Source organism: Sporosarcina sp. FA15 (genome assembly GCF_051550195.1).
Lineage (GTDB): Bacteria > Bacillota > Bacilli > Bacillales_A > Planococcaceae > Sporosarcina > Sporosarcina psychrophila.
In genome coordinates this window covers 4,320,001-4,338,601 of sequence record NZ_CP188818.1, presented here as the reverse complement: position 1 = coordinate 4,338,601, position 18,601 = coordinate 4,320,001, and the positions used below count along the sequence as shown (strand labels likewise).

Here is an 18,601-nt window from a genome sequence, read left to right as displayed (position 1 = left end):
CTCTCGATAATGAATAACCTAGTGCAGGCGCGGCAAAGGGTTCGCCGAAGCCGTAAGACATCCACAAAGCGCCAGGCGTTCTACAATCCACACCCCGAATTTCATTGAGGCTTGAACAACTTCTATGAACTTTTTCTTATCCTTTTTCAGAAGTCCTGCTATACCGCCTTACCAGCAAATATACGTAAGACAAGAGTATCTATTTGTTTTTTTCTTGAAAATAAATTATCATAGAGTTAACTAAGGATTTTACCACTATAGGAGGTGTACACTTTGTTCTCCCCCTCATTTGGGTTCGGAACAAAGTAATTATTTGGATATTGCCATACGATTGACAGCATTTGCTGTCTTGATCGCTCTCACCGCATTTTTTGTTGCGAGTGAATTTGCAATTGTGAAGATTAGATCAACACGGATTGACCAACTGGTTGCGGAGGGTAACCAGCGTGCCGTAATTGCGAGAAAGGTAATTAGTAATCTGGACGAATATTTGTCCGCTTGCCAATTGGGGATTACGATAACTGCTCTCGGACTCGGGATGCTCGGGGAACCAACTGTAAAACTAATGTTAAAACCGATTTTCTCTTATTTCGATTTAACAGCTAGTACTTCCAGTATTCTTTCATTCATTATCGCATTCACATCGGTAACATTTTTGCATGTTGTTATAGGTGAATTGGCTCCTAAAACGATCGCGATTCAAAAAGCGGAAGCCATTACATTGTTATTTGCAAAACCGCTTATTTTATTTTATCGCCTCATGTACCCTGTTATTAAAGGTATGAATGGTTCTGCACGTTTCTTCGTTGGACTGCTTGGCTATAAATCGATTTCTGAATCAGAAGTCGCTCATACAGAAGAAGAACTTCGAATGATTTTATCAGATAGTTTAAAAAGCGGCGAGATTAACCAAGCCGAATATAAATATGTCAATAAGATTTTCGAATTTGATGACCGGATTGCCAATGAAATCATGGCCCCTCGGACAGAAATGATATCAATCGAAAAAGATATGACATTACGTGAAGTATTCGATGTGATGGGTGTTGAACAATATACACGCTACCCTGTCACGGATGGCGATAAAGACCATATTATTGGTCTGGTCAACATGAAAAACCTATTGACAGCATTCATTAAGGAACCAGACACAGCTGGCCATCAACCAATTGTTAATTATATGCAACCGATTATACATGTCATCGAATCGATACCAATCGCCGACCTTCTACTCAAAATCCAACGAGAACGCATTCATATGGCGATTCTAATGGATGAATATGGTGGAACTTCAGGCCTTGTAACTATCGAAGATATTTTAGAAGAAATCGTCGGTGATATTCAAGACGAATTCGATATGAATGAAGTACCAGAAATTCAAATTCTCGGGGAAAACCACTACATTTTAGACGCGAAGATGCGCATCGAAAATGTAAATGACATTCTCGGTATTTCCATTAACGAAGAGGACATCGATACAATCGGCGGCTGGATTATGACCCAACGCTTCGAAGCAATCCAAGGTGAAAAAATTATTGAACAAGGGTTTGAATTCATGGTGAAAGATGTGGATGGTCATCATATTCTCTACCTAGAAGTCATCAAATATGAACAGGACTCCACTGACAGCACTTCAGAATTGTCAATGGAATCCTAACTAAAAGCGTCTTCCCTATGGAGGACGCTTTTTTTGTCCGATACGTTACACTCCCCACCTTCTCAGCTATATTTCAAATGACCTGAAAAGTCTGTATTGACTTTCTTCTTGCGTCTTGTTATTATTAATTCAACTTACAGAAAGCAGGTGAAGTTTTATGGCTATTATCATTGTACCTATTGCTAATTTGATCGGACCCATACTTTCACCTGCCGTGCTTTTATAATAAGCATGTTTATTCTGTTATGCGCGTGAAAGCCGTGGTGTCCGATCAAAGGACCCACGGCTTTTTTATTGTCTAGCTACAGGCGCCTTGCGCTTTTCTAGTACGCACATAACAGGAGGAATATAAATTGATTAATTTAAACGAGTACGGTTGGAATTTATCCCATGAAACGAACTGGGATGATATAAAAGACGGATTAAAAATGAAAAAATGTACGCCTGGGCGTGTCACACTCGAGCATAAAAGAATGTATCGTGTTGTCACAGCTGAAGGTGAATGGCTATCTGTCTGTTCGGGTGCGATGCAGTACGAAGCCGATGAACGACGAGACTTTCCAGCTGTTGGTGATTGGGTCGCAGTGGAAAAAATGCCTGGTGAAGAACGTGGTATTATCCATGACATATTACCGAGAACATCTCTGTTCTCCAGAAAATCCGCTGGCACAATGATTTCCGAACAAATTATCGCAGTAAATATCGATATCGTTTTCTTGGTCATGTCGATGAATAAAGACTTTAATGCTAGACGACTCGAGCGTTATCTGGTTGCCGCCTATGATTCAGGCGCAAGTCCCGTCGTCGTATTAACAAAGAAAGACGTATGTGATGACCCTTCCCACTACATTGAAGAAGCACGGAATATAGCTATGGGCGCTGATGTTTTCGCCGTGAGCAATGTTACCGGTGAAGGAATTGACGAATTGACCGCACTGTTAGATGGTGGAAAAACAGCGGCCTTATTAGGTTCTTCAGGTGTAGGGAAATCCTCTCTTACAAACGCCATTTACGGCGGTGAAACGATGTTCGTTCAAGATATCCGTGATGATGACGATAAGGGCCGGCATACGACGACCCATCGTGAACTCGTTAAGATTCCTGGCGGCGGTGTATTGATTGATACGCCAGGGATGAGAGAGTTTCAGCTGTGGGACAACAGCGAGAGCCTGGATTCAGGTTTTAAAGACGTGGAAGCATTCACCAATTCATGCAAGTTCAATGACTGTCAGCATAACAATGAACCCGGATGTGCAGTACAGGAAGCACTTGCTACAGGTGCTTTACCTGAAGACCGCTATGCGAGCTATCTGAAACTCCAAAAAGAGTTGGCATTCCTTGAACGAAAAATGGATGCCGCCGCTCGATCCGAAGAACGGAATAAGTGGAAAAAGATAACAAAAAGTATGCGCAATCATCCTTCGAAGAAGAAATAAGTAAAGAGTCACTATATGAGAAGGGCTGATCTGTTAGTCGATAAATTATCGACTAACAAGAACAGCCCTTTTTTTGATATGTATATTGATTGTTATCACCGCGTTGAATTGCTTTATCACCGTCATCGGGAGGTTTATCACCGCCATGGACCCGTTTATCACCGTCTTAAACGAGTTTATCACCGCCATGGAATTCCTAGTAAGTCGGAAACTACTTTTTGCTTTACAAAAAACAGCCACGTACACCGAGTTTACCGGTATGCGTGGCATTTTTGCTTTCAATCCTTCTTATACTCGATATGGTACACATCATGACGACGATCTTTTAGTTGCTTCACGGTACCATCCTGACGCTGGCGACGTAATATCTCGAGGTCGACGTCTCCAATAAGTACCATTTCTAAATTTGCATTCGTTTCTCCTACGATGCCATCCCGAGCAAACTCGAAATCGGATGGAGCGAATATAGCTGATTGTGCATATTGGATATCCATATTTGCCGTCTGTGGCAAGTTTCCGACCGTGCCAGAAATAACAGTGTAAATCTGATTTTCAATCGCTCGGGCTTGGGCACAATAACGGACGCGCAGATACCCTTGTCTATCTTCTGTACAAAATGGTGTGAAGATAATATTGGCACCCATATCTGTTGCAATACGTGCCAATTCGGGGAATTCGATATCATAACAAATTTGGATGGCGATTTTCCCACAGTCTGTATCGAAGACGCGAACCGCATCTCCTGCACTAATTCCCCACCATTTTCGTTCATTTGGCGTAATGTGAATCTTATATTGTTTTTCGATTGACCCATCACGACGGAACAAATACGAAATATTGTAGATTTCTTCATCCTCTTCCTCGACAAAGTGAGATCCACCAATGATATTCACGTTATAACGGACTGCAAGATTCATGAACATCTCAATATATTGCGGCGTATATTCAGTCATTTTACGTACTGCTTGGCTCGGCGATATTTCATCCATAAATGACATAAGCTGAGTCGTGAATATTTCCGGGAAGACGACGAAATCGGAGTTGGCATCAGACGCGACGTCAACGAAATATTCACACTGATGAGCCATGTCGTCGAATGATGAAATCTTGCGCATCAAGTATTGGACAACGCAAATACGTACTGGATAACTTGTCTTGAAATGACGCTTCGTCAGCGGTTTATAATCAACGTTATTCCATTCCATAAGTGTTGCATATTTCTTCGATGCTTTATCGTCCGGTAGATAGTTTGGATTAACCCTCATCAACGTAAAGTCATTCATCAGTTGGAACGTCAGTACAGGATCATAGATTTTATGGCGCGACACAGAATCTACATATTCACGCGGCGACATTTCTTCGGCAAATTTATGGTAGTTCGGGATCCGACCACCTAGGATAATCGACTTCAAATTGAGCTCTCTCGCAAGTTCTTTACGTGCTTCATACAAACGCTGTCCGACCTTCATACGGCGGTAGCCAGGATGCACCATAACTTCGATGCCGTACATATTATAACCGTCGGGATTATGGTTTGTTATGTAACCTTCATCAGTGACATCATCCCATGTATGGCGGTCGTCATACTCATCGAAATTGATGATTAGACTGGAGCATGAACCGATGATTTCCCCATCCAATTCAGCAACCATCTGTCCTTCCGGAAAATTTTCTAAATGACTCTTTAGATGCCCCTCTTCCCACGGTTCCATACCAGGGAAACATAATTCCTGCATACTTAAAAGCCTCGTTATATCCTCAAATTTCATCTGACGAATAACCATACTTATTTCAAACTCAGACAAATCAAATTCTTCACTCATCCGAAACACCTCTTCCCAACCTGTATCTCTCCATTATACCGCAGTTGCCCCTACAGTTAATAATGTTTTACTTGTTTAATACGACACCCTATAATCAAATGTGTATGTAGTTTACCAAGCAGGAGATGATTGTATGCAAAAACGACTAGAAAACAGTCTCATTATTATTTGGACAGTTTCATTTGTCGCAACGCTCGGTTCGTTATACTTTTCGGAAGTACGCGGATATGAGCCCTGTACGCTCTGTTGGTACCAGCGGATTCTGATGTATCCAATCGTACTCATTTCAGGTGTCGCCCTGTTCCAAAAAAACGCACGAATTGCCTTGACTCTAGCTGTTTTCTCGATTGTTGGTGGAAGTATCTCCCTCTATCATTATGGAATTCAAAAGCTGACTTTTTTGAGCAATAGTGCACCTACTTGTGGAAACGTGTCTTGTACAGGACAATACATCAACTATCTCGGATTCATCACCATTCCATTCTTGGCGCTTTTGGCATTTTTAATCATCTTTATTACAAGCCTTTTCATGATGAAATGGCAGAAGGAGTCGAAGTAACTTGAAAAAATTATTAATCATTGGCGGTGCTATTGTCGCGGTCTTCATCCTCATTGTCGTATTATCGAACAAAGCGGACCAAGCAAAAATGAAAGACAATCCATATGGAACGGATAATCTTGAAAAACCAACAATCGATTTGATAGGCAATGAAAACTACAGCAACATCGTCTTGCCAGATACTCTGTTCAAAAAAATCGAGGCCGGTGAATCAGTAACGGCCTATTATTTCCACCCTGAATGTCAATTTTGCATGGAAATGACGCCTGTCATGATGCCAATTGCAAAAGAGATGGATGTCAACGTACTGCAATATAACATGATGGAATTTGGTGATAAAGCCGGAATGGATACAGACTATAAAATTGAACGTTGGCCAGCCCTCGTCCACTACAAAGATGGTAAAGAAGTCGGACGTATGCTCGGTGCACAACCCGAGGAAAATATCCGTGCATTTTTCAATGAATTCGAAGGCAAATAATATGGAACGAAGTCTAAGTTCGCTGCGTCCTGCGGCAACTAGGAGGGATGAAGTACAATCCCTCACGCTTCATGACCTACATCCTGTAGGCCCACGACTGGAAGGAATGATTTAAATGGCTTTATTTCATTATAAAACACAAGAAGACAATATGACGGTTGAATACTTGCTCAAAGATAAATGGCAAGGCGGTAAAAAGACGGTCCACCTTATGCGTATGGCCAAGAGTGTACTAGATTCGAACGGCGAACCCGTAGACGACTGGCGCTTACCTCTCGCGAAAGGTACAGAATTGGTGTTTACTTTCCCTGATGCAGCTTCCACGTATATTGCTGATGAACAAGTTGAACTTACCGTACTTTTTGAAGACGAGCATATCCTGGCAGCTGTTAAACCTGCTGGTATGACAACACATCCCGATGGTCCAAGGGACAAAGGTACACTGTTGAATGCTGTCATGGCATATGTTAAAAACAATGGCGGGGATTATGCCGAGCATATCCATCGTCTTGATAAAGGAACTTCCGGTGTTGTTCTCGTTGCGAAGCATCCAATTGCGAAGGCACTCTTCGACCGTATGATTGAGAATAATGACATCTCACGGAAATACACTGCAGAAGTTGACGGTTACTTGAAACGACCTAAAGGTTCCATTAGACTTCCGATTGGAAAAGACCGCCATCATCCAGCCAAACGAATTGTTTCAATGTCTGGACAAGCCGCTGTTACAAACTTCCGACTTATTGAACGTAAAGAAGAGACTTCCATTGTAGAGGCTGATCTTGAAACCGGTCGGACACACCAAATCCGCGTACATTTATCACATATTGGATACCCAGTTACAGGCGATACACTATATGACGGCAGTGAAACGGAAGACGGTCATTATCGGTTAACTGCAACTGCGTTATCGTTCATCCATCCATTTACAGAAGAACAGACGCTTATTGAAATGAAAAATATCTAAAAAATGCCATGGAGAGTATTTCTCCATGGCATTTTTTTAATAAATTGCACTTAGTTTGTGACATCCTCAGAACGCGGCATTTTTAGTCTAGGTACTCCTAAGTTCGCTCCTACTGAATCAAATTAAAACGCTAGTTGACGGATTCCATTCTCAAGACGCTCATCAACTTCTTTTGCATCTTCAATATGTTCCACAATTAGATTATGCGCTTGTGAGAATAAACTTTTCGCACCGTGAAGTTCATGTTTCACTTCTTCGGACAGTTTTTTCTGTTCTTCAATCATTTCTTGAATAGCACCAATGTCACCTTGGCTTACCTCAATCGTGCTTAGGATGCTTTCAATTTTTAATGCAGTTGCCAAACTTACTTCGACTCCTTTTTCAACGAGCTCAGCACTTTTCCTTGTAGCGGCAAGCGCTTGCTCGATTTCATTGCGAAGTGAAGAAGTTAATGTTTGGATGTTTGCCGTACTATCCGACGTGCTTTCTGCAAGTTTCCTTACTTCTTGGGCAACGACCGCGAACCCTTTTCCGGATTCTCCAGCCCGTGCCGCCTCGATTGACGCATTCAATGCAAGCAAATTTGTCTGCGCTGCAATATCTTCAATGACGCCGACAATTGACTGTATCTCAACTGATCTAGCGCTTAAGTTCGTCATGTTCTGTTCGGAAGCTTGAATTTGGATTCCCAAATCTTTGATTACATCGGCTGTCGCCTTTACCTCTTTCGTTCCTTCTGATGCTTCTTTAACCATGCTATGAGATTGTTCTTCAAGTGAACGACCTTTTTCAAACAAGTCCTGTGACTTTTTCGAAGTTCTTTCGCTTAGTTCACCTACGTTTTCAAACCTTGTCTCAATCTGACTAACTGCTTCACCTAATACGTTATGTTGCGCGTTTACTTTTTCATGCTGATTAACAGCAGCATTCAGCTCGCTTTTTAAGTCAGTTAAACGTCCTTGATCCTGTTGTTCTTTATCCGAATACGCCAACTTCAAACGGTCAATTTCTAGTTGAAGACGATCATCCTCGATACCCTTTTTCTTGCTTCTGAACATGGTAATCAATTCCTCCTACACCCTTTTTTTCATCATACCATAAAATACCTCATTTTGAATGTAGTATTTGTGCTAAAAGTTGCAATACTATGAATAGCATTAAGACTTATGACACATATCATGTACGCTGATGAAATTAGTATGAATCCGGATTGGTTCCCGTCCGCTCATCGCGATTAAGTGCGTTAATCGATGCCATTTCTTCAGATGACAGTTCAAAATCGGCAACTTCATTATTTTCACTTATACGTTCAGGTGTCACCGACTTTGGAATAACGATGAGATTATTTTGCAAATGCCATCTGATAATAACTTGCGCAGGTGTTTTACCGTACTGTTCGCCGATAGTAAGAAGCGTTGGTTCTGCAAGTAGCTTCCCACGTGCAAGCGGTGACCAAGACGTCACAGCAATTCCATTCTCTTCGCAAAACGCACGGAGCGGTTCCTGTGTTAGATACGGATGGAGTTCAATCTGGTTCACCATAGGCGCAACATTTGCTTTTACAAGGATTTTTTCAAGATGATGGGCATGATGATTGGAGACACCAGTAGTACGGATTAGTTTTTCGTCATACAACCGTTCAATCGCTTTATAAGTGTCGACATATTTTTCTGACACGGGCCAATGTGTCAAATATAGATCCAAATATTCTAAGCCTAATTTCTTCAATGAAGTCTCGAATGCGCGGAGTGTCCCGTCATAGCCCTGATCAGTATTCCATACCTTCGATGTGATGAACAGCTCTTCCCTTGGAACACCAGAGTGACGGATCGCTTCCCCCGTTTCCCTTTCATTCTCATAGATTGCCGCTGTGTCAATTGCGCGATATCCTGTTTCTAGTGCGTATGTAATTGCTTCGACAGTCTGACCCGGATCCGTCATCTTATAGACTCCAAGTCCTAATTGTGGCATTTTCACACCATTTGCTAGCTCAAGTGTTCCGTTGAATCGTTTTGTCATTTGAATTTCCCCTTTCGAAACTTATTCTTTAATTGTACAAGCGGCATTCGAATATTACGAATTACCTGATTGCATTTCAGAGTTGAATTTTACCGTAAAAACGAATATTATTGTAAATGTACTTCATTTCGTTCGTATTCTGAAAGGAGATTTACATTGTTTCATTTAAAAAAACATAATACCACTGTGAAAACGGAAGTATTGGCCGGTATGACAACTTTTTTGACAATGGCCTATATTGTCATCGTCAATCCGATTATTCTTGCTGACGCCGGCGTACCATTCGAGCAAGTATTCATTGCGACAATTATCGCTGCGGTTATCGGTACACTTTGGATGGCACTTTTCGCCAATTATCCAATTGCAATTGCACCAGGAATGGGATTGAATGCTTATTTTACATCGGTTGTTCTCGCATCTGATGGTCAACTCGACTACATGACTGCTTTTTCTGCAGTATTCATAGCTGGATTAATATTTGTTCTGTTGTCCTTGACTTCTTTCCGTGAAAAATTAATTGAATCAATTCCTGAGAGTCTGAAGCTCGGGATTACAGCTGGGATAGGGTTATTCATCGCCTTTATCGGCTTGCGTCTTTCTGGACTCGTCGCTCCACATGAGGCGAACCTTGTTAAGCTTGGCGACCTTACGTCTCCGCCCGTTCTACTCGCTTTGTTCGGCCTTCTCGTGACGGTTATTCTTATGACTTTGAATATCTATGGTTCGATTTTCATTGGAATGGTTCTAACCGGAATTGTCGCAGTCTTTACGGGTCAGCTCAAATTTGAAGGTGCCTTATGGAAAATGCCTCAATTGCCGGAAGGGATTCTTGTTTGGAATCCGATTACTGCATTCGGTGACGTCATTTCACATGGTTTGTATGGGGTGGTTTTTGCCTTTCTCATCGTTACCTTGTTCGATACCACCGGCACGATGATTGGCGTTGCAAAACAGGCTGGCCTTATGAAAGGCAATAAGCTGCCACGTGCACGTCATGCATTACTTGCAGATTCTGTTGCAACAACATTCGGATCGATGTTCGGTACGAGCCCAACAACGGCGTACATCGAATCTTCATCTGGTGTTGCAGTAGGTGGCCGGACAGGATTGACATCACTGACTGTCTCTATCCTCTTCCTTGTCGCGGCATTTTTCGGTCCACTCGTCAGTACATTGTCTGGTGTATCTGCAATCACAGCTCCTGCTTTGATTATCGTCGGAAGCTTGATGATTGGCGCAGTGAAAGATATTGATTGGGATTCATTCGATGAAGCATTCCCAGCATTCCTCGTTATTCTAACAATGCCACTCACATCGAGCATTGCGACAGGAATCGCTCTTGGTTTCATCACATACCCGCTATTGAAAGTTGTGAAAGGGAAAGGAAAACAAGTTCCTATCCTGTTATATATTTTCGCAGTACTGTTCACCTATCAGCTGCTCTATTTACCACATTAAAAAATACCCTTCCGTTAGTATTCGGAAGGGTATTTCTTACATATTGATTTACCGTCTAGAAGTGATAGCTGACATTACGAGCGCTCCTGCAGTTAGTAGGTGCATGAACCAGCCAATGAACGGAATAGCACTCACTATGCTCGTTACGAGACCTAGGATGGGTGCTGCCTTACCCTGCATGTCCCGAATTGAAAGCAGTAACGTAATGGCATGTAAAACGAACATGACACCCAGCACTGAATATCCGGAGCTTATAACAAAAACTCCTCCAATGATTGGAATTGCAAGAAAACCTTCTGCAATTGCCGTGATCCATTTCATTCCTGTCGAGTAATTTTTCATACTATATTCTACCTCCATATTATTTAAGTCGTTATGTTATATACGGATAAGCCGACAAAAAGTTTCATTTTTCTTGGCTCTGTCACAATTTTTCCTGACGGTCGTTTCAATTCCATTTAAAATAGGGTATACTTAACGAAGCTACTAATGAATTTACAGGAGGTACCTATCATGACAGTAATTCTAATTATAGGTGTTTGCTTTGCATTCCTATCTGCAATTTTCACAGGCGGATACGATGATAAACCGGGCAAGGTTAAGATACCTGGCCTAAAAAAATAACAATAAGTAAAACGGGACATGCCTTCAGGCTGCCCCGTTTTTTTTTATACCAATCCTGGATAAGATTGTTGCCTAAGTGCTTCATATATAAGTATCGCCGCCGTGTTCGATAAATTAAGCGACCGAATGTTGTCGTTCATCGGGATTCGAAGGCACCGTTCTTTATTCTCCTCTAAAATATCTTCAGGAAGTCCGCTCGTCTCTTTACCGAAGACGAAAAATATATCTGTTGCACCATCAGAATAATCGAATGCAGTATGAGTCCTTTCACCGTGTTTTGTCAAAAAGTAAAAAACAGCATCGGGATTCGCCGCGAATAGCTCACGAATTCCTTCATGATATGTAATATCGACGTGCTCCCAGTAATCGAGCCCCGCACGTTTCAACATTTTGTCGTCCGTCGAAAACCCAAGCGGTTTCACAAGATGAAGTTTCGCTCCTGTTCCTGCGCATGTCCTTGCAATGTTCCCTGTGTTTGCAGGGATTTGTGGTTCAAATAACGCTACGTGTATGGCCATCTCAGTGATTCCTCCAATTAAACTTTTTCTTACTATAGATTTGTTGAAATATAGAACCCCATTGAATTTACTTCTGCTGCCTCTTGTAAGGAGCCTTCGTTTAGTTTATATAGGCATTCATTTCTTCAGTATATAAGTATCCGCTGCCTTTTCTAATTCAGCACGCACTTCCGGATCTTCCTCTTTCGATAATGCTTCCTTAATCGCTACATATCCTTCATCCAAACCAATTCGACCAAGTGCCCATGCAATCGTACCACGAATGACGGGTCTCGGATCGTTCTCTAACATACTGATCAATTCTGGTACCGCAGACTCCTCCTTGAAATGTGCGAGTGCAATAATTGCATTTCGCTGAATCGGATTTTTTCCGCGCCAAGATCCTGATACATGTCCAAATTTCTCTTTAAATTCTCGATTCGACAGCCTGAGCACTGGTTGAAGAAGCGGCTTCGCCAGTTCAGGGTCTGCTTGGAATGCTTGCTGATGCAAATTATGCTTTCCTTTATTTTTCGGACATACCGTTTGACATGTATCACACCCGTATATTCGATTACCAAACTCCGCACGAAATTCTTCCGGAATTGGCTTTTTCGACTGTGTAAGGAAAGCAATACAACGCTGCGCATTTAATTGGCCTCCCTGAATCAATGCACCAGTTGGACATACGTCAAGACAAAGTGTGCAATCCCCACATTCATCTTCCATTGGAACGTCCGGCGCAAAAGGGATATTGGTAATCATTTCACCCAGGTACACATACGAACCGAATTCCGGCGTAATTATTGAACAGTTTTTTGCCGACCATCCAATCCCCGCCCGTTCTGCAACAGCGCGGTCTGCAAGCTCACCCGTATCTACCATCGAGCGAACCTTTGCCTCAGGTGCATGTTCTAGTATAAATTCCTCAAGCAGTCTCAGCTTCTCACGAAGGACCGTATGATAATCTGTCCCCCACGATGCACGACAAAAAATGCCCCGTCGCTCACCTTTTTTTCCTCTCGGAGAATCTGCCATTTTGGATGGATAAGCTACAGCAATTGCAATAATGCTTTCTGCTTGATCAAGCAAAAGAGCAGGTTCTGTCCGTTTATCTAAATCCTTTTCTTCAAAACCCGACTGATAGCCTAGTTCTTGCTGCCGCTTCAAGCGGTTTTTCAACTCACGAAATGGTGCAGCTGTTGTAAAACCAATTTTGTCGATGCCGATTGACTCCGCATAGTCCCTCACTGACTGTTGCAACTGAACAGCATTCACACTGTATCGCCTCCACTATGCTACTATTGAATTAAACTATATAAAGGGTGAAGTCATTGATTATTGAAATGGATATGAAGCTTTTAGGTGCCGTACCCGGATTAAAATTGGGCATTAATCATTATACCAAAATTACAGTGTCAGAATCGCCTCAAATGCTAAAAGGAAAATTGCAATTATTCCAAGAGCAACTTTTCTTTGAGCTGGAGAACAAGTCCGTCCCCGAATTCCCTGGCATTAAAGAATGGCGTACTGTGTGGAAAGCACTTGGCGCAGACCCTAATCGATACCGTCATTCTACAGAAGCACTTATGCGCCGGATTAAGAAGCAAAACTACATCGATCCATTCCACAATGCTGTCGACTTGAATAACTTCTTTTCCTTGCAGCACGAAATTCCAGTAGGCATCTATGACCTCGAAAAAATTGTCGGCGATATAGTCGTTACTTCAGGGACAGAAGAGGATGGATATGATGGATTGAATGGTCGTTTTAATTCATTACAAAACATTCTACTGTTAAAAGATGATTATAGCCCATTCGGTAGTCCATATGTCGATTCTATACGTAGCGCTGTAACAGAAGATACGACAGACGCGTTACATATCTTCTTCCTACGCCCGTCCATGGATGCTACTGAAGCGTTTGAACTGACAACAGCATGTGGGAACATGTTTACTAGTCTTAGTGGTGGAGATGTTCGTTCATATGTTTTGCACGAGGGACAAACTTCCATTATAGTTGACTGACAATGTTTCTAAATGGGGGGAATGAACAAGTGAGCAACATAACACTCGCTGAAGCTGTAAAATTAAAAAGTGTTTTAACAAAACGAATTCATGAGCTTGAAGATGAAATGAGACGCGTAGCCTTTACGAATGTAGAAAAAGGCAACACCCCTGATCAAGGACCACGTAGCCTTAAAATCGTAGAAACAGAATTGGATGAAGTCCGTTTAGATAGTCGAGTGCTCGACCGTCTCATGTATCGTGCCAATATCGATAATGAAATCGAGTTCCAAGGGCAACAACTTGCGATTGTCGAAGCGATTGAACTTGCCATACAATTACGTGCAAAAGCCCGCTTTTACAAAGAACTCTCTATGGCAGAAAAAGAAGAGATTCAATACGGCTACTCTGAAGGTACGGTCGTATACCGTGTTGCTTTATTCGATCCTGAGGATTATCGGGTGAAATCATTGCAAGCAGAAAAGGATGCACATAAGTTATCTAATTCTATTAATGCAAAAAACTATTCGATTGTCTTGAAATTTGATGATACGAAGTACTTTTAATGCCCTTGGAAAGGTGAGACTCCTCTCCAGGGCATAGAGTAGGGATCAATCCAATTTAAATTGCAGGCAAACCAATAACCTGTCACCATTTACTTTGTGACCAATCCCCAATGACCAACCAAGGCAATTGCAATGGACAACCCAAACTAGTGTCATCGGATCCCCTCTATGAAAATCGCTCCTTACGCTTCGGCGGTAAGGAGCGATTTTGTTTACTACCCATTTTTGAACCGCTGTGTTTTCTCACCATCTATTAGTAACGTCCAGGTTCCACTCTCTAGAAAACTTGTGCCACCAAGTTTATCAAGTCGACTTTTCCTGATGAAATGCCTCTTACTCATTTTCTGCAATATGCTTCAGAGCTCTTGCTCGACTCACAATAAAGTTTCTCATATAGCTTTCCAAAAACAACTTATCCGCAATAACACCAATCACTCCACAGGGTGATCTATATTGAAATCTGTCAATCATCAGAGTGCCATTATCCTTCTCAATAAACTCATGAATATGGTGAAAAGATTGGAATGCTCCTTTCACCATTATGTCTTCAAACATATACGGTATATCCATCACCGTTACTTTGGCAGTTAGTCTTTGTCTTATACCGAAATGAACGGCCTCCCATGTAACAATATCCCCGGCCAGCAATAAACCTGTTGTCACCCCACCGACAGCCTTCTCTTTCGTCCCCTCTGTTGTACGGGTATGAATATCCACGTCTCGGGCAAGATCAAAGCAACGTTCTACCGAGGCTTGAATGAACTCCTGGTGTTCAATTAATGGCATAATGTTTCCCCTACTCTCTATTCTTTTATCTAAATATATATTGAAATAAAGAATTAAATTACATTGAATTCTTTAAAGTGCTAGGGGTAGCCAAAGCCCACGTTCACTCAGTTAAGTCAACTTATATAGTAGAAATTAAACACAAAAAAACACAACCGAAGTTGTGTTTTTCATCTGATACCCGAGGCCGGACTTGAACCGGCACGCCTTACGGCATCGCATTTTGAGTGCGACGTGTCTGCCATTCCACCACTCGGGCATAACACTATTTAGTTTACGAACAACGATACATAAGAAAATTGGAGGCGGCAACCGGAATCGAACCGGTGGTAAGGGTGTTGCAGACCCATGCCTTACCGCTTGGCTATGCCGCCGTAGATGATGGAGCGGAAGACGGGATTCGAACCCGCGACCCCGACCTTGGCAAGGTCGTATTCTACCACTGAACTACTTCCGCGAAACTGGGGTAGCTGGATTCGAACCAACGAGTGACGGAGTCAAAGTCCGTTGCCTTACCGCTTGGCTATACCCCAAAAAGATAAATGGGGCGACTGAAGGGAATCGAACCCTCGAGTGTCGGAACCACAATCCGATGTGTTAACCACTTCACCACAATCGCCATGATATCTAGTTTGTTTTAATTGAATATAAAATGGGGCGACTGAAGGGAATCGAACCCTCGAATGTCGGAACCACAATCCGATGTGTTAACCACTTCACCACAATCGCCATGATATATAAGTTTGTTTTAATTGGATAGATAAATGGGGCGACTGAAGGGAATCGAACCCTCGAGTGTCGGAACCACAATCCGATGTGTTAACCACTTCACCACAATCGCCATAATATTAGATTATACTAAAAAAAATGGCAGGGGCAGTAGGAATCGAACCCACATCAAAGGTTTTGGAGACCTCTATTCTACCGTTAAACTATGCCCCTAAAACTGGTGGTGGGGGGCGGATTCGAACCGCCGAACCCGTAGGGAGCGGATTTACAGTCCGCCGCGTTTAGCCACTTCGCTACCCCACCATATAGGTGTAAATGGTGCCGGAGAAAGGACTTGAACCCTCAACCTACTGATTACAAGTCAGTTGCTCTACCAGTTGAGCTACTCCGGCACAAATATTAAAATGGTGGCTCAGGACGGAATCGAACCGCCGACACAAGGATTTTCAGTCCTTTGCTCTACCGACTGAGCTACTGAGCCACATATTTGGTTTACATTAAGATATTAGCTTATTCTAAACCTTATAAGAAAAATAAAAATGGCGGTCCCGACCGGGATCGAACCGGCGATCTCCTGCGTGACAGGCAGGCATGTTAACCGCTACACCACGGGACCATTTGGTTGCGGGGGCAGGATTTGAACCTGCGACCTTCGGGTTATGAGCCCGACGAGATACCACTTCTCCACCCCGCGACAACAATATAATGTATTCATTTGATAAAGAGCTAATGATTTACATGTCAGCTATATGATCTGCTGTATCATGATAAAATTTGGTTGCGGGGGCAGGATTTGAACCTGCGACCTTCGGGTTATGAGCCCGACGAGATACCACTTCTCCACCCCGCGACAATAGTATTTATATAATTAAATATATGTAAGTTTCTTTAAGCGGTGAATCTGCTTAAAAAACTTAATGGTGGAGGATGACGGGCTCGAACCGCCGACCCCCTGCTTGTAAGGCAGGTGCTCTCCCAGCTGAGCTAATCCTCCTGGGTAAAATTGCGATAAGCGGCGCATCTCTTTGTCAGCTTCATTCGCTCAGTCAGTCACGTACTAATGTACGCTCCTTCCTTCTCCCAATTTTAACGAGAGTGTGCTATGCTCGAATTACTGAATTAAAGTCTACGTGCTTAATGATGAATTTCTAAAAAGTTATGGTGACCCCTACGGGATTCGAACCCGTGATACCGCCGTGAAAGGGCGGTGTCTTAACCGCTTGACCAAGGGGCCTTAATTTATCATTTATATGAATCTGGCGGAGAGCAAGGGATTTGAACCCTTGAAACAGCGTTAGCCGCTTACATGATTTCCAATCATGCTCCTTCGGCCACTCGGACAGCTCTCCTAAATGGCTCCGCAGGTAGGACTCGAACCTACGACCGATCGGTTAACAGCCGATTGCTCTACCACTGAGCTACTGCGGAATAATATTAAGAACATACATTAAGTATCTTCTTTTGGACTAACAGACCAGCGACGTCCTACTCTCACAGGGGGAAACCCCCAACTACCATCGGCGCTGAAGAGCTTAACTTCCGTGTTCGGTATGGGAACGGGTGTGACCTCTTCGCAATCGTCACTGAACTATTTTCCACAAGACAAGATTAATTATATCATGTCTTGTTGTTACTTGCAAGCGTTTTTACAAAATAATTAATTTTGTTCGCTCAAAACTGAATAAAACAGACATTGTGCTACACAGAATCAGGGTAATCAAGCCCTTTTCAAAATTGGTTAAGTCCTCGATCGATTAGTATCCGTCAGCTCCACACGTCGCCGTGCTTCCACCCCAGACCTATCAACCTCATCTTCTTTGAGGGATCTTACTTACTTGCGTAATGGGAAATCTCATCTCGAGGGGGGCTTCATGCTTAGATGCTTTCAGCATTTATCCCGTCCATACATAGCTACCCAGCGATGCCTTTGGCAAGACAACTGGTACACCAGAGGTATGTCCATCCCGGTCCTCTCGTACTAAGGACAGCTCCTCTCAAATTTCCTGCGCCCGCGACGGATAGGGACCGAACTGTCTCACGACGTTCTGAACCCAGCTCGCGTACCGCTTTAATGGGCGAACAGCCCAACCCTTGGGACCGACTACAGCCCCAGGATGCGATGAGCCGACATCGAGGTGCCAAACCTCCCCGTCGATGTGGACTCTTGGGGGAGATAAGCCTGTTATCCCCGGGGTAGCTTTTATCCGTTGAGCGATGGCCCTTCCATGCGGAACCACCGGATCACTAAGCCCGTCTTTCGACCCTGCTCGACTTGTAGGTCTCGCAGTCAAGCTCCCTTATGCCTTTGCACTCTACGAATGATGTCCAACCATTCTGAGGGAACCTTTGGGCGCCTCCGTTACTCTTTAGGAGGCGACCGCCCCAGTCAAACTGCCCGCCTGACACTGTCTCCTGCCCCGATAAGGGGCATGGGTTAGAAGTCCAATACAGCCAGGGTAGTATCCCACCAACGCCTCATCCGAAGCTAGCGCTCCGGAATCCAAGGCTCCTACCTATCCTGTACAGGCTGCACCGGAATTCAATATCAGGTTACAGTAAAGCTCCACGGGGTCTTTCCGTCCTGTCGCGGGTAACCTGCATCTTCACAGGTATTATAATTTCACCGAGTCTCTCGTTGAGACAGTGCCCAGATCGTTACGCCTTTCGTGCGGGTCGGAACTTACCCGACAAGGAATTTCGCTACCTTAGGACCGTTATAGTTACGGCCGCCGTTTACTGGGGCTTCAATTCGAAGCTTCGCTTGCGCTGACCTCTCCTCTTAACCTTCCAGCACCGGGCAGGCGTCAGCCCCTATACTTCACCTTGCGGTTTTGCAGAGACCTGTGTTTTTGCTAAACAGTCGCCTGGGCCTATTCACTGCGGCTCTCTCGGGCTTTAACACCCTACCAGAGCACCCCTTCTCCCGAAGTTACGGGGTCATTTTGCCGAGTTCCTTAACGAGAGTTCTCTCGATCACCTTAGGATTCTCTCCT

At 43.3% G+C, this 18,601-nt stretch carries 15 protein-coding genes, 18 tRNA genes and 2 rRNA genes (1 of these 35 cut by a window edge); 8 read left to right on the top strand and 27 right to left on the bottom strand.

Annotation, left to right across the window (positions count from 1 at the left end; translation table 11 throughout):
• Positions 1–313 precede the first annotated feature (313 nt).
• Complete coding sequence (locus tag ACP8HG_RS20695) at positions 314–1,657, top strand: hemolysin family protein (protein ID WP_187046662.1); 1,344 nt, start codon at positions 314–316, stop codon at positions 1,655–1,657.
• A gap of 356 nt (positions 1,658–2,013) precedes the next feature.
• On the top strand, positions 2,014–3,093 hold the full coding sequence (gene rsgA / locus ACP8HG_RS20690; protein ID WP_370569991.1) for a ribosome small subunit-dependent GTPase A: 1,080 nt from the start codon (positions 2,014–2,016) through the stop codon (positions 3,091–3,093).
• Between the two features lie 278 nt (positions 3,094–3,371).
• On the opposite strand, the gene ACP8HG_RS20685 is transcribed toward rsgA, so the two are convergent.
• A complete protein-coding gene (locus ACP8HG_RS20685) occupies positions 3,372–4,916 on the bottom strand; it encodes a bifunctional GNAT family N-acetyltransferase/carbon-nitrogen hydrolase family protein (protein ID WP_067205879.1) in 1,545 nt (514 codons plus the stop codon).
• Positions 4,917–5,049: 133 nt separating this feature from the next.
• Here ACP8HG_RS20685 and ACP8HG_RS20680 point away from each other — a divergent pair, with 133 nt between their 5' ends.
• From ACP8HG_RS20680 to ACP8HG_RS20670, 3 genes are all read left to right on the top strand, one after another.
• Positions 5,050–5,475: a disulfide oxidoreductase gene (locus ACP8HG_RS20680; RefSeq protein ID WP_067205876.1), complete on the top strand. Its 426-nt coding sequence runs from the start codon at positions 5,050–5,052 to the stop codon at positions 5,473–5,475.
• A gap of 1 nt (position 5,476) precedes the next feature.
• On the top strand, positions 5,477–5,956 hold the full coding sequence (locus ACP8HG_RS20675; RefSeq protein ID WP_438297822.1) for a thioredoxin family protein: 480 nt from the start codon (positions 5,477–5,479) through the stop codon (positions 5,954–5,956).
• A gap of 115 nt (positions 5,957–6,071) precedes the next feature.
• Complete coding sequence (locus ACP8HG_RS20670) at positions 6,072–6,923, top strand: RluA family pseudouridine synthase (RefSeq protein ID WP_438297820.1); 852 nt, start codon at positions 6,072–6,074, stop codon at positions 6,921–6,923.
• Positions 6,924–7,045: 122 nt separating this feature from the next.
• Here ACP8HG_RS20670 and ACP8HG_RS20665 read toward each other — a convergent pair whose 3' ends face one another.
• Both ACP8HG_RS20665 and ACP8HG_RS20660 read right to left on the bottom strand, forming a co-directional pair.
• Positions 7,046–7,981, bottom strand: coding sequence for a methyl-accepting chemotaxis protein (locus ACP8HG_RS20665; protein WP_438297818.1), 936 nt, complete (start codon positions 7,979–7,981; stop codon positions 7,046–7,048).
• A gap of 136 nt (positions 7,982–8,117) precedes the next feature.
• Entirely contained in the window at positions 8,118–8,942 is an 825-nt protein-coding gene (locus ACP8HG_RS20660) for an aldo/keto reductase (protein WP_438297816.1), read from the bottom strand.
• A gap of 156 nt (positions 8,943–9,098) precedes the next feature.
• Between ACP8HG_RS20660 and ACP8HG_RS20655 the strand changes: the two genes are divergently transcribed.
• Positions 9,099–10,400 carry an NCS2 family permease gene (locus tag ACP8HG_RS20655; RefSeq protein ID WP_067205864.1) on the top strand — a complete coding sequence of 434 codons (1,302 nt, stop codon included), beginning with the start codon at positions 9,099–9,101 and terminating at the stop codon, positions 10,398–10,400.
• 48 nt (positions 10,401–10,448) lie between these two features.
• On the opposite strand, the gene ACP8HG_RS20650 is transcribed toward ACP8HG_RS20655, so the two are convergent.
• The 3 genes from ACP8HG_RS20650 to queG all read right to left on the bottom strand — a co-directional run bounded on the left by ACP8HG_RS20650 (position 10,449) and on the right by queG (position 12,799).
• Positions 10,449–10,721, bottom strand: coding sequence for a hypothetical protein (locus ACP8HG_RS20650; RefSeq protein ID WP_438297814.1), 273 nt, complete (start codon positions 10,719–10,721; stop codon positions 10,449–10,451).
• A 347-nt stretch (positions 10,722–11,068) separates the two neighbouring features.
• Positions 11,069–11,542 carry a tRNA (uridine(34)/cytosine(34)/5-carboxymethylaminomethyluridine(34)-2'-O)-methyltransferase TrmL gene (gene trmL, locus ACP8HG_RS20645; RefSeq protein WP_354314637.1) on the bottom strand — a complete coding sequence of 158 codons (474 nt, stop codon included), beginning with the start codon at positions 11,540–11,542 and terminating at the stop codon, positions 11,069–11,071.
• A 117-nt stretch (positions 11,543–11,659) separates the two neighbouring features.
• The gene (queG, locus tag ACP8HG_RS20640) at positions 11,660–12,799 is read right to left on the bottom strand and encodes a tRNA epoxyqueuosine(34) reductase QueG (RefSeq protein ID WP_354314636.1); all 1,140 of its coding nucleotides are present in this window, start codon (positions 12,797–12,799) and stop codon (positions 11,660–11,662) included.
• Positions 12,800–12,855: 56 nt separating this feature from the next.
• On the opposite strand from queG, the gene ACP8HG_RS20635 reads away from it, so the two are divergent.
• Together ACP8HG_RS20635 and ACP8HG_RS20630 are read left to right on the top strand one after the other, a co-directional pair.
• Entirely contained in the window at positions 12,856–13,548 is a 693-nt protein-coding gene (locus ACP8HG_RS20635; RefSeq protein ID WP_067205854.1) for a B3/B4 domain-containing protein, read from the top strand.
• A 29-nt stretch (positions 13,549–13,577) separates the two neighbouring features.
• Positions 13,578–14,093: a hypothetical protein gene (locus ACP8HG_RS20630; protein ID WP_156475953.1), complete on the top strand. Its 516-nt coding sequence runs from the start codon at positions 13,578–13,580 to the stop codon at positions 14,091–14,093.
• A gap of 333 nt (positions 14,094–14,426) precedes the next feature.
• On the opposite strand, the gene ACP8HG_RS20625 is transcribed toward ACP8HG_RS20630, so the two are convergent.
• From ACP8HG_RS20625 to ACP8HG_RS20525, 21 genes are all read right to left on the bottom strand, one after another.
• Positions 14,427–14,879, bottom strand: a complete 453-nt coding sequence (locus ACP8HG_RS20625) for an SRPBCC family protein (protein ID WP_187046656.1) — start codon at positions 14,877–14,879, stop codon at positions 14,427–14,429.
• Positions 14,880–15,057: 178 nt separating this feature from the next.
• Positions 15,058–15,138: transfer RNA gene (locus ACP8HG_RS20620), tRNA-Leu, on the bottom strand.
• 41 nt (positions 15,139–15,179) lie between these two features.
• A tRNA-Cys gene (locus ACP8HG_RS20615) sits at positions 15,180–15,253 on the bottom strand.
• A gap of 8 nt (positions 15,254–15,261) precedes the next feature.
• A tRNA-Gly gene (locus tag ACP8HG_RS20610) sits at positions 15,262–15,336 on the bottom strand.
• Between the two features lie 4 nt (positions 15,337–15,340).
• Positions 15,341–15,412: transfer RNA gene (locus tag ACP8HG_RS20605), tRNA-Gln, on the bottom strand.
• Between the two features lie 10 nt (positions 15,413–15,422).
• Positions 15,423–15,498, bottom strand: a tRNA-His gene (locus tag ACP8HG_RS20600).
• Positions 15,499–15,532: 34 nt separating this feature from the next.
• Positions 15,533–15,608 (bottom strand) — tRNA-His (locus ACP8HG_RS20595).
• A gap of 36 nt (positions 15,609–15,644) precedes the next feature.
• Positions 15,645–15,720 (bottom strand) — tRNA-His (locus tag ACP8HG_RS20590).
• A 27-nt stretch (positions 15,721–15,747) separates the two neighbouring features.
• Positions 15,748–15,821, bottom strand: a tRNA-Trp gene (locus ACP8HG_RS20585).
• A gap of 5 nt (positions 15,822–15,826) precedes the next feature.
• Positions 15,827–15,911, bottom strand: a tRNA-Tyr gene (locus ACP8HG_RS20580).
• A 13-nt stretch (positions 15,912–15,924) separates the two neighbouring features.
• A tRNA-Thr gene (locus ACP8HG_RS20575) sits at positions 15,925–16,000 on the bottom strand.
• Positions 16,001–16,013: 13 nt separating this feature from the next.
• A tRNA-Phe gene (locus tag ACP8HG_RS20570) sits at positions 16,014–16,089 on the bottom strand.
• 59 nt (positions 16,090–16,148) lie between these two features.
• A tRNA-Asp gene (locus ACP8HG_RS20565) sits at positions 16,149–16,224 on the bottom strand.
• Between the two features lie 3 nt (positions 16,225–16,227).
• Positions 16,228–16,302, bottom strand: a tRNA-Met gene (locus ACP8HG_RS20560).
• 81 nt (positions 16,303–16,383) lie between these two features.
• Positions 16,384–16,458: transfer RNA gene (locus tag ACP8HG_RS20555), tRNA-Met, on the bottom strand.
• 68 nt (positions 16,459–16,526) lie between these two features.
• Positions 16,527–16,602, bottom strand: a tRNA-Val gene (locus ACP8HG_RS20550).
• Positions 16,603–16,767: 165 nt separating this feature from the next.
• Positions 16,768–16,842 (bottom strand) — tRNA-Glu (locus ACP8HG_RS20545).
• 23 nt (positions 16,843–16,865) lie between these two features.
• Positions 16,866–16,957: transfer RNA gene (locus tag ACP8HG_RS20540), tRNA-Ser, on the bottom strand.
• 4 nt (positions 16,958–16,961) lie between these two features.
• Positions 16,962–17,036, bottom strand: a tRNA-Asn gene (locus tag ACP8HG_RS20535).
• A gap of 44 nt (positions 17,037–17,080) precedes the next feature.
• A 5S ribosomal RNA gene (rrf, locus tag ACP8HG_RS20530) occupies positions 17,081–17,196 on the bottom strand.
• A gap of 146 nt (positions 17,197–17,342) precedes the next feature.
• Positions 17,343–18,601: ribosomal RNA gene (locus ACP8HG_RS20525) — 23S ribosomal RNA — on the bottom strand; it runs 1,673 nt beyond the window's last position.